The organism is Micromonospora ferruginea (genome assembly GCF_013694245.2).
Taxonomy (GTDB): Bacteria; Actinomycetota; Actinomycetes; order Mycobacteriales; family Micromonosporaceae; genus Micromonospora; species Micromonospora robiginosa.
The window spans coordinates 6497263-6510770 of record NZ_CP059322.2 but is presented as its reverse complement, the minus strand read 5'-3'; the positions used below and the strand labels follow the sequence as shown (position 1 = coordinate 6510770).

At 74.0% G+C, this 13508-nt stretch carries 17 protein-coding genes; 8 read left to right on the top strand and 9 right to left on the bottom strand.

Annotated elements, in window-relative coordinates; translation table 11 throughout:
* Window positions 1-108 precede the first annotated feature (108 nt).
* The gene (locus H1D33_RS29435; protein WP_181570107.1) at window positions 109-285 is read right to left on the bottom strand and encodes a hypothetical protein; all 177 of its coding nucleotides are present in this window, start codon (window positions 283-285) and stop codon (window positions 109-111) included.
* A gap of 821 nt (window positions 286-1106) precedes the next feature.
* Between H1D33_RS29435 and H1D33_RS29430 the strand changes: the two genes are divergently transcribed.
* The 3 genes from H1D33_RS29430 (at window position 1107) to H1D33_RS29420 (ending at window position 3556) form a co-directional block, all read left to right on the top strand.
* Complete coding sequence (locus H1D33_RS29430) at window positions 1107-1793, top strand: alpha/beta hydrolase family protein (protein ID WP_307755278.1); 687 nt, start codon at window positions 1107-1109, stop codon at window positions 1791-1793.
* 128 nt (window positions 1794-1921) lie between these two features.
* Window positions 1922-2455, top strand: coding sequence for a nucleotidyltransferase domain-containing protein (locus H1D33_RS29425; RefSeq protein WP_307755277.1), 534 nt, complete (start codon window positions 1922-1924; stop codon window positions 2453-2455).
* Between the two features lie 138 nt (window positions 2456-2593).
* Complete coding sequence (locus H1D33_RS29420; RefSeq protein WP_181570108.1) at window positions 2594-3556, top strand: alpha/beta hydrolase family protein; 963 nt, start codon at window positions 2594-2596, stop codon at window positions 3554-3556.
* 58 nt (window positions 3557-3614) lie between these two features.
* Here the strand turns inward: H1D33_RS29420 and H1D33_RS29415 are convergent, their stop codons facing one another.
* The 3 genes from H1D33_RS29415 to H1D33_RS29405 all read right to left on the bottom strand — a co-directional run bounded on the left by H1D33_RS29415 (window position 3615) and on the right by H1D33_RS29405 (window position 6318).
* On the bottom strand, window positions 3615-4577 hold the full coding sequence (locus H1D33_RS29415; protein WP_181570109.1) for a zinc-binding dehydrogenase: 963 nt from the start codon (window positions 4575-4577) through the stop codon (window positions 3615-3617).
* Between the two features lie 77 nt (window positions 4578-4654).
* Window positions 4655-5830, bottom strand: a complete 1176-nt coding sequence (locus H1D33_RS29410) for an NAD(P)-dependent malic enzyme (RefSeq protein WP_181570110.1) — start codon at window positions 5828-5830, stop codon at window positions 4655-4657.
* Window positions 5831-5982: 152 nt separating this feature from the next.
* Window positions 5983-6318: a S24/S26 family peptidase gene (locus tag H1D33_RS29405; RefSeq protein ID WP_181570111.1), complete on the bottom strand. Its 336-nt coding sequence runs from the start codon at window positions 6316-6318 to the stop codon at window positions 5983-5985.
* Window positions 6319-6371: 53 nt separating this feature from the next.
* On the opposite strand from H1D33_RS29405, the gene sodN reads away from it, so the two are divergent.
* Genes sodN through H1D33_RS29390 form a run of 3 tightly spaced genes read left to right on the top strand, consistent with a single transcriptional unit; the run spans window position 6372 to window position 7737 of the window.
* Window positions 6372-6776 (top strand): superoxide dismutase, Ni, encoded by a 405-nt coding sequence (gene sodN, locus H1D33_RS29400; RefSeq protein WP_181570112.1) that lies wholly within the window; start codon window positions 6372-6374, stop codon window positions 6774-6776.
* Entirely contained in the window at window positions 6773-7297 is a 525-nt protein-coding gene (locus tag H1D33_RS29395) for a GNAT family N-acetyltransferase (RefSeq protein WP_181570113.1), read from the top strand. Before sodN ends, H1D33_RS29395 begins: the two co-directional genes overlap by 4 nt.
* A 32-nt stretch (window positions 7298-7329) precedes the next feature.
* Window positions 7330-7737 carry an ATP-binding protein gene (locus tag H1D33_RS29390; protein WP_181570114.1) on the top strand — a complete coding sequence of 136 codons (408 nt, stop codon included), beginning with the start codon at window positions 7330-7332 and terminating at the stop codon, window positions 7735-7737.
* A 47-nt stretch (window positions 7738-7784) separates the two neighbouring features.
* Here H1D33_RS29390 and H1D33_RS29385 read toward each other — a convergent pair whose 3' ends face one another.
* Window positions 7785-8189: a hypothetical protein gene (locus tag H1D33_RS29385; RefSeq protein WP_181570115.1), complete on the bottom strand. Its 405-nt coding sequence runs from the start codon at window positions 8187-8189 to the stop codon at window positions 7785-7787.
* Window positions 8190-8232: 43 nt separating this feature from the next.
* Here H1D33_RS29385 and H1D33_RS29380 point away from each other — a divergent pair, with 43 nt between their 5' ends.
* Window positions 8233-9183, top strand: a complete 951-nt coding sequence (locus H1D33_RS29380; protein WP_181570116.1) for a diacylglycerol/lipid kinase family protein — start codon at window positions 8233-8235, stop codon at window positions 9181-9183.
* Between the two features lie 447 nt (window positions 9184-9630).
* Window positions 9631-9888: a WhiB family transcriptional regulator gene (locus tag H1D33_RS29375; RefSeq protein WP_013288358.1), complete on the top strand. Its 258-nt coding sequence runs from the start codon at window positions 9631-9633 to the stop codon at window positions 9886-9888.
* 64 nt (window positions 9889-9952) lie between these two features.
* On the opposite strand, the gene H1D33_RS29370 is transcribed toward H1D33_RS29375, so the two are convergent.
* From H1D33_RS29370 to H1D33_RS29355, 4 genes are read right to left on the bottom strand one after another with little or no spacing between them, the layout of a single operon-like run.
* Window positions 9953-10690 carry a sirohydrochlorin chelatase gene (locus tag H1D33_RS29370; RefSeq protein WP_246411798.1) on the bottom strand — a complete coding sequence of 246 codons (738 nt, stop codon included), beginning with the start codon at window positions 10688-10690 and terminating at the stop codon, window positions 9953-9955.
* Window positions 10672-11430, bottom strand: coding sequence for a phosphoadenylyl-sulfate reductase (locus tag H1D33_RS29365; RefSeq protein WP_181570117.1), 759 nt, complete (start codon window positions 11428-11430; stop codon window positions 10672-10674). Before H1D33_RS29365 ends, H1D33_RS29370 begins: the two co-directional genes overlap by 19 nt.
* Window positions 11427-11585, bottom strand: coding sequence for a hypothetical protein (locus H1D33_RS29360; protein ID WP_181570118.1), 159 nt, complete (start codon window positions 11583-11585; stop codon window positions 11427-11429). The genes H1D33_RS29365 and H1D33_RS29360 overlap by 4 nt, the downstream gene beginning before the upstream one ends.
* Window positions 11582-13291 carry a nitrite/sulfite reductase gene (locus tag H1D33_RS29355; protein WP_181570119.1) on the bottom strand — a complete coding sequence of 570 codons (1710 nt, stop codon included), beginning with the start codon at window positions 13289-13291 and terminating at the stop codon, window positions 11582-11584. The genes H1D33_RS29360 and H1D33_RS29355 overlap by 4 nt, the downstream gene beginning before the upstream one ends.
* Between the last annotated feature and the right edge of the window lie 217 nt (window positions 13292-13508).

Sequence of the window (13508 nt, the reverse complement as noted above, 5' to 3'; positions counted from 1 at the left end):
CGCTTCCCGGAGCCCGGCTCAGCCCGGTGCGGCCTTGTCCGGCGGGCCTCAGCCCAACGCGACCTTGCCCGGCAGGCCTCAGCCCAACGCGACCTTGCCCGGCAGGCCTCAGCCCAACGCGAGCCAGGCGACCAGGGCGACGACGACCACGGCGGCCACGCCGGCACCGACGATCAGCGGCAGTCGCGACGGGGTGGACGCCGCCGCCGTGGCCGACTCGGGCGCGTCGACGAAGGCACGAAACTGCGCCGTGTTGCCGCTCGGGTCGGTGTAGTTCTCAGTCATGCGCGTGACCCTAGCGAAACCCGCCGGAGCCGAGTGCCCCGCCAGGCCGGCGCGGACGCACCCGGGCCACCCGCTCCGGCCAACCCGCCCGGTCGGTGGAGGCTCCGCCCGGCCGGCCGGCGTGGGCAGCCGGCCCGGATGGCGGGCGCGGGCGGCCCACTCGGCTGCCTACCGTGCAGGGGTGAGGGGGCAGCGGCTGGTGGCCGCGCTGATGACGGCGCTGCTGGCCGGCTGCGGGCCGGCCGTCGCCACCACCGACCCGGTCCCGGCCGCCGTCCGGCCCGCGCCCGACCGCCCGTACGCGGTGGGGATGCGGCAGTTCACCGTCGACCCGGACGGCCCCCGGCCGCTACCGGTCACCGTCTGGTATCCGGTGGACCCGCCGGCCCCCGCCGGCCCGATCACCGACGTCCCCTCCGACGCGACGCCCGCGCCGTACTCCCCCGGTCCGGCTGCCGACGTCCGCGCCGGCACCACGCCCGCGCCGCACTCCCCCGGTCCGGCTACCGACGTCCCCGCCGGCACCACGCCCGCGCCGCACTCCCCGGTCCGGCTACCGACGTCCCCGCCGGCACCACGCCCGCGCCGCACTCCCCGGTCCGGCTACCGACGTCCCCGCCGGCACCACGCCCGCGCCGCACTCCCCCGGTCCGGCTACCGACGTCCCCGCCGGCACCACGCCCATGCCCACCTCCCCCGGTCTGGCTGCCGACGTTGCCGCCGGCGCGTCGCCCTCTGCCGATCGGGCCGGGTCGGGTCGGCGGGCCGTCGCGCCGGGCCCCGGCACCGAGACCGGGCCGAGGGTGTGGTCGTGGGCGCCGGTGGCCGCCGGACGGTTCCCGGTGGTCGTCTACAGCCACGGGCTACGCAGCCTGCCCGCGCTGCACGCGCCGCTGACCAGCCGCTGGGCGGCAGCCGGCCTGGTGGTGGTCGCGCCGACCTACCCGCGTACCAACCGACGGGCGCGGACCTTCAGCCGCGACGACGTCCGCAACCAACCGGCCGACGCCTGGCGGCTGGTCCGCCACCTCGTCCGGCTGAGCGCCCGCTCCGGTGATCCGCTCGGCGCGCACCTGGCCATGGACCGGCTCGCCGCCGCCGGGCACTCGGCGGGCGGTCACACCACCCTCGGCATGTTCGCGTCCGCGTCACCGGTCCCGTTGCGGGTGGCCATCGTCATCGCCGGTGGGCGGCCGGTCGTCGGCCCGGTCCGGCCGATGGCGCCGGTGCTGTTCGTGCACGGCACCGCCGACCGGATCGTCCCGCAGTCGATCGGCCGGGCCGCGTACGCCCGCTGTCTCGGACCGGCCGCCTTCCTCAGCCTGCGCGGCCAGGGCCACGGTGAGTACCTGGGTCCGGGCCGACCGGGGTTCCCGGAGGTGCTCGCCACCACCACCGACTTCCTCCGCTGGACGCTCTACGGCGACCGGGGGGCCCTGCGCCGCCTCCCCGCCGACGCCACCGTGCCCGGCGTCACCACCTTCACCACCCGCTCCTTCCCAGCCTGAACCACCCCGCCGCCCCATCGGCCGCTGGCCGCTGGCCGTCCGCCGCGTGTTAAGAAGGGGCCCCGCCTCTACCGCAGGCGTTAAGAAGGGGCCCCGCCTTCCACCCGGCGGGCGGTAGCGTTGCCGCGATGGACGAGCTGGCGGGGCGGCAACTGGACGCGATCCGCGAGGTGGTCGAGCTGTCCGGGGCGGCCGGGATCGAGGTCTGGCTGCGCGGTGGCTGGGCGATGGACTTCCACCTCGGCGCGGTGGGCCGCCCGCACGTCGACGTCGACTGGTACTGCTGGCGGCGCGACGCCGACCGGCTGGCCGACCTGCTGGGCGGGCGGGGCTGGGGTCCCGACCCGCGGATGCCGGCCACCACCCAGCTCGACCTGCTCCGGGGCGACGTGGAGCTGAGCTTCGCCTACCTGGACCGGGATGCTGGCGGCCGGGTGGTCGTCGGCGCCGGGCCGTGGGCGGGCACCGCCCTGCCGGAGGGGATGCTGGCCGCCCCGCCCGGCCGGATCGGGTCACTCGTGGCGCCGGTGATCAGTGTCACCGCGCAGATCGAGTTCAAGGAGATGTACCCGGTCTGGATGCCGGAGCGCCCCCGACGCGCCAAGGACGCCGCCGACCTGGCCCGCCTCCGCGCGTCACCGGCCCACCACCCGCCCCGCTGACCCGCCACCCGCCACCCGCCGCCCGCCGCCCGCCGCCCGCCGCCCGCCGCCCGCGCAGGGTGTTAAGAAGGGGCCCCGCCTCTACCGCAGGCGTTAAGAAGGGGCCCCGCCTTCGGAACGCGAGGCAGAATCGGGGGCATGCGCCGTCGTTTTGTCGCTCTGGTTGCCGCCGCGCTTGTCGGCGTGGGTGTGGTTGGCTGTTCCCGGCCGAGCGTGCCGGCCGGGCGGCCCGCTCCCGACAACTCACCGCAGGCCACCACGCCCGCTCCGCGGGTGGCCGCCGGCAAGGCGCCCTCGAAGAGCTTCGCGGTCGGCGTACGCCAGGTGAAGCTGAACCGCGGCGGCGACCGCCCGCTGCCGGTGACGCTCTGGTACCCGGCGACGGGCGCGGCCGGCGGCCCGGCCGAGCGGTCCGCCCCGGCGGCCGGCGGGCGGTTCCCGGTGGTGCTGTTCAGCCACGGCCTGGGCGCCCGCCCGGAGGACTACCAGGTGTTGCTGACGCGCTGGGCGGCGGCCGGGTTCGTGGTCGCCGCGCCGCGCTTCCCGCACACCGGCCAGGGCGGCGACGGCAACCCGCTGGACGTGCTCAACCAGCCGGCCGACGTGTCGTACGTGTTGACCAGGGTGCTCGCGCTCGGCGAGACGGCGGGCGACCCGCTGCGCGGCCGGCTGGATCCGGGGCGGGTGGCCGCGACCGGGCACAGCGCGGGCGGGGTGACCACGATCGGGTTGTTCACCACCGGCCGGGACGAGCGGTTGGACGCCGGGATCGTGTTCGCCGGCACGGCGCTCGGCGTGGGCACCGCGTTCGCCGGTGCCGCCGCGCCGCAGTTGTTCGTGCACGGCGAGGCGGACGAGGTGGTGTCGTACGCCGCCGGGAAGGCGGTCTTCGACGCGGTGCCGTGGCCGAAGGCGATGCTCAGCCTGCCGAAGGGTGACCACGGCCGGGCGTTGCTCGGTGACGGGAAGGCGCTGCGGGTGGTGGCGGACACCACGGTCGAGTTCCTGCGCTGGACGCTCTACGGCGACCCGGCGGCGAAGACCCGCCTCCCCAACGACGCGACTCGCGGCAACCTCGCCACCCTCGACGACCGGTTGTAAGGAGGGGCCCCTTCTTAACGCTTCCGGTAGAGGCGGGGGCCCCGCCTAACACCTCGGCTCACGCCGTGTGGTCGACGACCACCTTGCCGAAGACCTCGCCGGAGTGCAGCCGCGCGAACGCGTCGGAGATGTCGCTGAACGGCACCACCCGGTCCACCACCGGTCGGACGCCGTGCTCGGCGCAGAACGCGAGCAGCTCGGCCAGCTCGTCCGGGGTGCCCATGGAGGTGCCGAGGATCTCCAACTGCATGGCGAAGACACGACGCAGGTTGACCTTGGGCTCGTGCCCGGCGGTGGCGCCGGAGACGACGATCCGGGCCATCGGGGCGGCCGACTTCAGCGAGTGGTCGAACGTGGCCGCGCCGACCGTCTCGATCACCACGTCCACCCGCTCGGGCAACCGGGCGCCGGGCTCCAGCGCGGTGGCACCCAGCTCGGCGATCCGCTCCCGCTTGGCGGCGTCGCGGCTGGTCGCGTACACCCGCTTGCCGAGCGCGACGGCGAGCGCGACCGCCGCGGTGGCCACGCCACCCCCGGCGCCCTGGACCAGCACCGACTCGCCGTCGGCGACCCGGCCCTTGGTGGTGAGCATCCGCCACGCGGTGAGCCAGGCCGTGGGCAGGCACGCCGCGTCGGTGGCCGACAGGCCGTCGGGCAGCGGCAGCAGGTTCATCCGGGGTACGGCGACCAGCTCGGCGAACGTGCCCTGGTAGTGCTCGGAGAGGATGGACACCCCGCGCGGGTCGCCCGGGGTGGGCACCACGGGGTAGATGACCATCTCGTTGCCGTCCGGGTCGGTGCCGACCGCGTCGCAGCCCAGGATCATCGGGAGCTGGTCGGCGGTCAGCCCCACGCCACGCAGCGACCAGAGGTCGTGGTGGTTCAGCGAGCTGGCCCGCACCCGCATGGTGACCCAGTCGTCCTGCGGGTGGGTCGGCTCGGGGCGGTCGCCGACGGCGAGCGCGGCGAGCGGGTTGTCGGCGTCGAAGGCCGAGGCATAGGCAGCACGCATGATCGGCACGGTAACAAGCTGAGCGGCCGTTAAGAAGGGGCCCTTCCTCTACCGGAAGCGTTAAGAAGGGGCCCCTCCTTACCCCCTCAGCGGCGGGCGACCCCGTCGCGGCGGGCGGCGTCGGCCACCGCCGAGGCGACGGCGGGGGCGACCCGCGGGTCGAGCGGGGACGGCACGATCGCGTCCGCGGTGAGCGACTCGGCCACCACGCCCGCGATGGCGTCGGCGGCGGCCACCTTCATCGCGTCGGTGATCCGGGTGGCCCCGGCGTCCAGCGCGCCCCGGAACACGCCCGGGAACGCGAGCACGTTGTTGATCTGGTTGGGGTAGTCGCTGCGGCCGGTGGCGACCACCGCGACGTGCCGGGCGGCCACCTCCGGGTGCACCTCGGGGGTGGGGTTGGCCAGCGCGAAGACGATGCCGCCGGGGGCCATGCCGGCGACCGCCGCCTCGGGGATCTGGCCGCCGGAGACGCCGATCAGCACGTCCGCGTCGCGCAGCGCCTCGGTGACGTCGCCCTGGCGGCCCTCGGCGTTGGTGAGGTCGGCCAGCTCGGCCTTGGTGCCGGTCAGCTCACGGTGCCGGCCGATGATGCCGCGCGAGTCGCACACCACCACCCGGGCCGGGTCGACGCCGCCGGCGATCAGCATCTTGGTGACCGCCACACCGGCCGCGCCGGCGCCACTGACCGCGACCCGTAGGTCGCCCAGCTTGCGGTTGAGCAGCGCCGCCGCGTTGCGCAGGGCGGCCAGCACCACGATCGCGGTGCCGTGCTGGTCGTCGTGGAAGACCGGGATGTCCAGCGCCTCGTCCAGCCGGCGTTCCACCTCGAAGCAGCGCGGGGCGCTGATGTCCTCCAGGTTGATCCCGCCGAACGAGGGCGCGAGCGCCCTGACCGTCGCGACGATCTCGTCGACGTCCTGGGTGTCCAGGCAGACCGGCACCGCGTCCACGCCGGCGAACTGCTTGAACAGCACCGCCTTGCCCTCCATCACGGGCAGCGCGGCGCGCGGGCCGATGTTGCCCAGGCCGAGCACGGCGGAGCCGTCGGTGACCACGGCGACGGTGTGCGACACCCAGGTGTAGGTGTCGGCGAGCGCGGGATCGGCGGCGATGGCCTCACAGACCCGGGCAACCCCCGGGGTGTACGCCAGGGAGAGGTCCTCCCGGCTGGTCAGCGGCACGGTGGAGGCGACGGCCATCTTGCCGCCGAGATGAAGGTGGAAGACGGGATCAGCGGGGTCCGGGGTGGACGCAGACATGGTGACTCCAGGATCTGTCGAGCAGACGGACCGGCGGGCGAGGTCAGCGGTGGTCAGCGACCGGCGGGGCGGCGGTGCGGGGGTCACCCGGGCACTTTTCGAGCATAGTCACGCCCCGACTCCCACGATGTGAGCGGGGTCATATTCGTCGGCTACCCCCGCCGACCCTTGATCCGCCCCGGACGCGGCCACCAGCGGGCCACCACCCGGCCTCGAACGTCGGCCACCCCGTAGGCCCGGGAGTCGTCGGTGACCAGGTCGTTGTCGCCGCGCAGCCACCAGCCGCCGTCGCGGGGCTCGACCGCGCGTTTCACCACCAGCAGGTCCGGGCGACTGCGGAAGACCGCGACCACGACGTCGCCGGGGCGGACCGCCCGGCCACCGGTGCGGACCAGCACCGCGTCGCCGTGGCGCAGCGTCGGCGACATGGACGGACCGTGGATCAGCACGGGCAGCACCGGTTTCACCTCCTGCCCGCTGGAAAGCATCTCCAGGAGTAGTGTCGTCTTGGATCATCGCAAACATCCCGTGGAGGACCCTGATGCGCCTTCCTCGCATCCTCATGCCCCGTACGATCGCCAGCGCCCACTGTGACCTGCCCTGCGGCGTCTACGACCCGGCCCAGGCCCGGATCGAGGCCGAGTCGGTCAAAATGATCTGCGAGAAGTACCAGGCGAACACCGACCCGGAGTTCCGCACCCGCGCCATCCTGATCAAGGAGCAGCGGGCCGACCTGGTCAAGCACCACCTGTGGGTGCTGTGGACCGACTACTTCAAGCCGCAGCACTTCGAGAAGTACCCGCACCTGCACCAGCTCTTCAACGAGGCCACCAAGCTGGCCGGCGCGGCCGGCGCCAAGGGCGGCACCGACCCGGCCAAGGCCGACGAGCTGCTCTCGAAGATCGACGAGATCTCCAAGATCTTCTGGGAGACCAAGCAGGCGTGACGTCGCCCGCCACGGCACCGACGATCCGGCCGGTACGTCCCGAGGACGTGCCGGCCGTCGTCGCCATGGTGCACGAACTCGCCGACTACGAGCGCGCCCCGGAGCAGTGCCACCTCACCGCCGGGCAGCTCCACGCGGCCCTGTTCGCCGACGCCCCGGCGCTGTTCGGGCACGTCGCGGTGGACGCCTCGGACGAGCCGGTGGGCTTCGCCCTCTGGTTCCTCAACTTCTCCACCTGGGCCGGCGTGCACGGCATCTACCTGGAGGACCTCTACGTCCGGCCGGGCGCCCGGGGCACCGGCGCCGGCCGGCGGCTGCTGGCCACCCTGGCCGCGATCTGCGTCGAGCGCGGCTACCAGCGGCTCGACTGGTGGATGATCAACTGGAATCCGGCGGCCCGTTTCTACGCCGCGATCGGCGCCACGCCGATGGACGAGTGGACGCCGTACCGGCTGGCCGGGGCCGCGTTGCGCGACCTCGCCGCGCAGGCGACGCCCGCGCCCACCCGTCCGGCCGCCTGACCGGGTAGAGTCCCGCACCGGGGGGATGAGGCGTGACTCAACTGACCGGACAGCCGACGACGGACGACGACGTCGTGCACCTCACCGTGCCCGCCGACGGTGGTTACCTCGGCGTGCTCCGCACCGCCACGGCCGGGCTCGCGGCCCGGCTCCAGTTCGCCCTCGACGAGATCGAGGACCTGCGGATCGCCGTCGACGAGGCGTGCGCGATGCTGCTCGCCATCGCCACCCGCGACGCCGAGCTGGAGTGCCGCTTCGCGGTCACCGAGGACGCGCTCACCGTCGAGGTGACCGTGCCGACCGTGCGCGGGGCCACGCTGCCGTCCGAGTCGTCCTTCGCCTGGAAGGTGCTGACCGCGTTGACCACCTCGGCCGGCGCCCGGGCGGCCGACGGCCGGGCCACCATCTCGCTGTTGACCCGCCGCTCCAGCGTCTTCTGACCGGGCCCGCCCCGACGGGCGACGGGCGTCGACCGGAGAGGCGCCGGTCAGCGGCCGGCCGGCTCGCCGAAGCCGAGCGCCCGGTTGGTCGGGCCGCTGACCAGCAGCCCGACGACGCCGAGCCCGAGCGCCATCAGCGGCAGCCCGAGCCAGGCCATCCCGCCCTGGATCATGTACCACCCGACGGGCAGCAGCATGAGTTCGAGCACGATGGCCGGCGCGCGGGCGCCCGACCGCCGCCGGGACAGCGCGCCGCCGAGCGCCCAGAGCGCGACCGCGCCGGCGACGGCGAAGGCGGTCACCAGCAGCGCCGAGGTCAGGTCGGTGGTGCGGGCGGTGAGGTCGGACCAGATCAGCCACGCCGCGACCAGCCCGAGCGCCACCGCCTCGGCGCGCAGCAGGAGCACCGCCGCGCGGAGCGTGCCGGGGACCGGGTCGGAGTCGATCGTCACGGCCGCCACGATACCGGTGGGTAGGCGCGGTAATGTGCCGCCCATGCGGGCCGTCCTGGTGGTCAATCCGAAGGCCACCACCACCAGCGAGCGCAGCCGGGACGTTCTGGTCCGGGCTCTGCGCAGTGAAGTCGACCTGTCGGTGCGCTACACCCGCCGACGGGGCCACGCCATGGACCTGGCCCGGGAGGCCGCCCAGGAGGGCGTCGACCTGGTGGTCACGCTGGGCGGTGACGGCACGGTCAACGAGGTGGTCAACGGGCTGATGGCGGCGGAGCCGCCGACGTTCCGCACCGGGGGGACCTCGGCCGAGCGGCTGCCGGCGCTGGCCACCGTGCCGGGTGGCTCGACGAACGTCTTCGCCCGCGCCCTCGGCCTGCCGCGGGAGTGGCCGGACGGCACCAGCATGATCCTGGAGGGGCTGCGGCTGGGCCGGTCCCGCACCATCGGGCTGGGCCGGGCGGACGACCGCTACTTCACGTTCTGCGCGGGTTTCGGGCTGGACGCGGCGGTGATCCGGCGGGTGGAGCAGGCCCGCAAGCGGGGGCGCGTCTCCACGCCGGCGCTCTACTTCCGGTCCACGGCGAGCCAGTACTTCGTCGGCTCGGACCGCCGGCACCCGCCGATCACTTTGGAGCGCCCGGGCGAGGCCCCGGCGACCGAGCTGGCGACCGCCATCATCCAGAACACCGCGCCGTGGACCTATCTCGGCGACCGGGAGATCAACCCGAATCCGGAGGCGTCGTTCGACCTCGGGCTCGACGTGCTCGCCATTCGGCAGCTCAAGGTGGCGAGCACCGCACGGACGGTGACCCAGTTCTTCTCCCGACAGCCCGATCCGCACGGCAAGCAGGTGCTCCGGCTGCACGACCTGTCGGAGTTCACGCTGGTCGCGACGCGTCCGCTGCCGTTCCAGCTAGACGGCGACTATCTGGGCGAGCGGGAAAAAGTCAGATTCACCTCCGTGCCGGCCGCACTGAGAGTAATCTGCTAGGTCTCGGGTATCCCCGTCGGTTGACGCGGGCCCCCCACCGCGAAGGGTGAGGTGGCCGCCACGCCGAGGAAGGGTGCCGGAAATGTCAGCAACGTCACGCAGACCGTACTATATTGATCCTCGACTGTGGCACGCCGGGTAACGAGAGCCTTCGTAAACCGGGACAAATGGGTGGTGAGCCCGCTCACTGTTCGGAGTTTTTCCGAGCGTCACCCTTGACATCGCTGTAGTTCGTGAAAGTATTCACAAGCGAACTCGTGTTACCGGGACATTGCCTGGATATGCTCGTCAGGTTGAGCTGTTCCAGCAGGTCCAGGGGCCCGCAGCCTGCTCACGCAGCGCCGAATTGACGGATGCTGACCGTCACCGATCGGCAATGCGGATGCATATAGGAATAGCAACGAAGCGTTATCTGGCCATCCACTAAGAATGAGGAGTGTTGCCGCCATGGACTGGCGCCACGATTCGGTCTGCCGCGACGAGGACCCGGAGCTGTTCTTCCCGATCGGGACGTCCGGTCCGGCCCTCCTGCAGGTGGAGCAGGCGAAGGCCGTCTGCCGGCGCTGCCCCGTGACCGACCAGTGCCTGCAGTGGGCGCTGGAGTCCGGTCAGGACGCCGGCGTCTGGGGCGGGATGAGCGAGGAGGAGCGCCGCGCGGTCAAGCGCCGCGGCGGTCTCCGGGTGCTGCGCGCTCACTCCGCCTGACCCACATCACACGCGAACGCCCCGGCCGGTTCCTCCGGCCGGGGCGTTCTGCGATCCGGGCCGGTCAGCCCGCCGCCGTCACCCGCTGCCGCACCAGGTCGGCCAGTTCCGGCAGGTCGGTGAGCGGGTCGGCGACCGCCACCGCACCGGCCGCGCGGGCCGCCGCGCGTACCCCGTCGTGGAACCGGCCCGGGGCCAGGAAGTAGGCCGCCACCGCGACCCGGCGGGCGCCCGCCGCGCGCAGCCGCGCCACCGCCGCGCCGACCTCCGGGGGCGCCGCCGACGCGTACGAGACGCGGCAGGGCACGCCCAGGCCGGCGCCGAGCGCCGAGGCGACCCGCCCCACCGAGGCCCGTGCCCCAGGATCGCGGGTGCCGGCCGCGGCCAGCACCACCGCGTCGGCGTCCGCCCCGGCCGCCTCGGCCAACCGGCGTCGCAGCGCGCCCAGCAAGCGGCCGTCGACCACGCCGCCGGTCGGCCCCAGCACCTCCGTCACCCGCACGTCCAGGCCCGCGCCGGCCGCCGCCACCGCCGCCGGGATGTCCACCTTCCGGTGGTACGCGGCGGTCAGCAGCAACGGCACCAGGACCGCCCGCGAGTGCCCCGCGTCCGCGAGCCGCCGCAACACGTCGGCCGGCCCGGGATCGGTGTGGTCGAGCCAGCTCGGCAGCACCGGCCGGCCCGGACAGGTGACCGCCACCGCCCGGGCCAGCGCCCGGGTCGCCTCCGCCGCACGCGGATCACGACTGCCGTGCGCCACCAGCACCACCGGCGGCCCGCTGGTCAGGTGTGCAGGCCGCACTCGGTCTTCTCGAACATCGCCCACCGGCCGGCCCGGGGGTCCTCCCCCGCCTTCGTCCGGCGAGTGCACGGCCAGCAGCCGATCGAGCCGTAGCCACGGGCGAACAGCTCGTTGACCGGGATGTCGTGGCGGGCCACGTACGCGTCCACCTCGCGCTGCGTCCAGGCCGCGATCGGGTTGACCTTGATCTTGCCGCGTCGCGCGTCGAAGCCCACCACCGGCGTGTTGGCCCGGGTCGGCGACTCGTCCCGGCGCAGCCCGGCCGCCCAGGCGTCGTACCCGGCGAGGGCCCGCTCCAGCGGCTCCACCTTGCGGAGCTGGCAGCACTCGTCCGGGGACCGGTTGAACAGGCGGGGGCCGTACTGGCCGTCCTGCTGGCCGACCGTCATCCGGGGGCGGATCGAGCGGACCCGTACCGGCATCCGCCGGGCCACCTCGTCACGGACCCGCAGCGTCTCCGGGAAGTGCAGCCCGGTGTCCAGGAACACCACGTCGACGCCGGGGGCGACCCGGGACGCCAGGTGCGCCACCACACCGTCGGCCATCGAGCTGGTCACGCAGAACCGGTCGCCGAACGTCTGCGCCGCCCAGCGGGTGATCTCCAACGCGGGCGCGTCGGCCAGCTCCCGCCCGGCCTCCTCGGCCAGCGCGCGCAGCTCCTCCGGGTCCCGCCGGGCCGGCTCGGCCGGTGCGGTCGCGCCCACCAGGCCCAGCCCGGTGGCGGAGAGCAGGCCGGTCACCGGTTCACCGCCCGGCTCAGCAGGCCGGTGAACCGCACCGAGAAGACCCGCGCGCAGGCGTGGCACTCCCAGGCGCCGTGCCCGGCCTCGTGCGGGCGCAGGTCCTCCTCGCCGCAGTACGGGCAGTAGAGAGGCGCAGATCGGGCATCACTCACCGGAGTTCCTCCTCGTCGACTCGGATAACCCAGTTGGCGAAGCTCTCGCCGTCGATCCGGCCGGCCAGGTAGCGGCGGGCCAGCCGTTCCACGTACTCCGGAAGCTCGTCGGCGGTGGTCTTCAGGCCGCGCAGCTTGCGGCCGAAGCCGGCGGTCTGCCCGGCGGCCATGCCGAGGCCGCCGCCCAGGTGCACCTGGAAGCCCTCCACCTGCCGGCCGTCCGGGCCGACCACGAGCTGGCCCTTGAGCCCGATGTCCGCGACCTGGGTGCGGGCGCAGGCGTTCGGGCAGCCGTTGAGGTGGATGGAGATGTCCGCGTCGAAGTCCCGCAGCCGCTCCTCCAGCCGGGCCACCAGCTCCTCGCCGCGCCGCTTGGTCTCCACGATGGCCAGCTTGCAGAACTCGATGCCGGTGCAGGCCATCGTGCCGCGCCGCCAGGCCGACGGCCGGGCCTCCAGGCCGATCCCGCGCAGCGCCGTCACCAGCGACTCGGTCCGCTCCGGCGCCACGTCCAGCACCAGCAGCTTCTGGTACGGCGTGAGCCGCACCCGGTCGCTGCCGTGCGCCTCGACCGCGTCGGCCAGCGCGGCGAGCTGGGTGCCGGAGACCCGACCCACCACCGGGGCCGCGCCCACGTAGTTGGCGCCGTCGCGTTGCGGGTGCACGCCGATGTGGTCGACCGGCTTCGCCGGCAGCTCCGCAGCCGGCCCGTCCAGCAGCGTGCGGCCCAGGTATTCCTTCTCCAGCACCTCGCGGAAGCGCTCCACGCCCCAGTCGGCGACCAGGAACTTCAGCCGGGCCCGGTTGCGCAGGCGGCGGTAGCCGTAGTCGCGGAAGATGCCGACCACGCCGGCCCACACGTCCGGCACCTCGTGCAGCGGCACCCAGACGCCGAGCCGCTTGGCCAGCATCGGGTTGGTGGAGAGCCCGCCGCCCACCCAGACGTCGAACCCCGGCCCGTGCTCCGGGTGGTCCACGCCGAGCAACGCGATGTCGTTCGCCTCGTACGGCGTGTCGACCAGCCAGGAGATCGAGGTCTTGAACTTGCGGGGCAGGTTGGAGAACTGCTTGTCGCCGACGTACCGGCGGACGATCTCGTCGATCGCCGGCGTCGGGTCGAGCAGCTCGTCGCGGGCCACCCCGGCGACCGGGCTGCCGAGCACGATCCGGGGGCAGTCGCCGCACGCCTCGGTGGTCTGCAGGCCGACCGCCTCCAGCCGGCGCCAGATCTCCGGCATGTCCTCGACCCGGATCCAGTGGTACTGGATGTTCTGCCGGTCGGTGATGTCGGCGGTGTCCCGGGCGAACTCCCGGGAGATCTCCGCAACCACCCGGAGCTGGGCCAGGCTGAGCTGGCCGCCGTCCACCCGGACCCGGAGCATGAAGAACTCGTCCTCCAGCTCGTGCGGCTCCAGCACGGCGGTGCGCCCGCCGTCGATGCCGGCCTTGCGCTGGGTGTAGAGGCCCCACCAGCGGAACCGGCCACGCAGGTCCTGCGGGTCGATCGAGGCGAAGCCCCGGTGGGCGTAGATGTTCTCGATCCGGTCCCGCACGTTCAGCGGGTCGTCGTCCTTCTTGATCCGCTCGTTGGGGTTGAGGGGCTCGCGGTGCCCGAGCGCCCACTGGCCCTCGCCGCGCGGTCGACGGGGCGCCCGGGCGGCGGGAGCCGGCTGGTCCGGGCGGGTGGGGGTGCTGCTGACCGCCATCGCGGCGTCCTCCGTTTGTCTGCTGCGGTGCCTGGGAGCGCGGACGCGACGGCCGGCCCAGAGGTGGGCCGTGGACGGCGGTGTCGGTGACGGCCGGCGCGGTTACGCGCCCGAGACGGATGGGTCGGGCGTCGTCAGTGGGCCGGACAGATCGCGCTGCGCACGCGGCCGTAGTCGACGTGGCGACGGGCCACGAAGCGGCGGACGACAGCGGCGG

What these genes read in the sequence shown, in the direction of transcription:
- H1D33_RS29435 (WP_181570107.1), bottom strand. Translation starts at nt 285, where the DNA reads ATGACTGAGAACTACACCGACCCGAGCGGCAACACGGCGCAGTTTCGT.
- H1D33_RS29425 (WP_307755277.1), top strand. Translation starts at nt 1,922, where the DNA reads ATGGACGAGCTGGCGGGGCGGCAACTGGACGCGATCCGCGAGGTGGTC.
- H1D33_RS29420 (WP_181570108.1), top strand. Translation starts at nt 2,594, where the DNA reads ATGCGCCGTCGTTTTGTCGCTCTGGTTGCCGCCGCGCTTGTCGGCGTG.
- H1D33_RS29410 (WP_181570110.1), bottom strand. Translation starts at nt 5,830, where the DNA reads ATGTCTGCGTCCACCCCGGACCCCGCTGATCCCGTCTTCCACCTTCAT.
- H1D33_RS29405 (WP_181570111.1), bottom strand. Translation starts at nt 6,318, where the DNA reads ATGCTTTCCAGCGGGCAGGAGGTGAAACCGGTGCTGCCCGTGCTGATC.
- sodN (WP_181570112.1), top strand. Translation starts at nt 6,372, where the DNA reads ATGCGCCTTCCTCGCATCCTCATGCCCCGTACGATCGCCAGCGCCCAC.
- H1D33_RS29380 (WP_181570116.1), top strand. Translation starts at nt 8,233, where the DNA reads ATGCGGGCCGTCCTGGTGGTCAATCCGAAGGCCACCACCACCAGCGAG.
- H1D33_RS29375 (WP_013288358.1), top strand. Translation starts at nt 9,631, where the DNA reads ATGGACTGGCGCCACGATTCGGTCTGCCGCGACGAGGACCCGGAGCTG.
- H1D33_RS29355 (WP_181570119.1), bottom strand. Translation starts at nt 13,291, where the DNA reads ATGGCGGTCAGCAGCACCCCCACCCGCCCGGACCAGCCGGCTCCCGCC.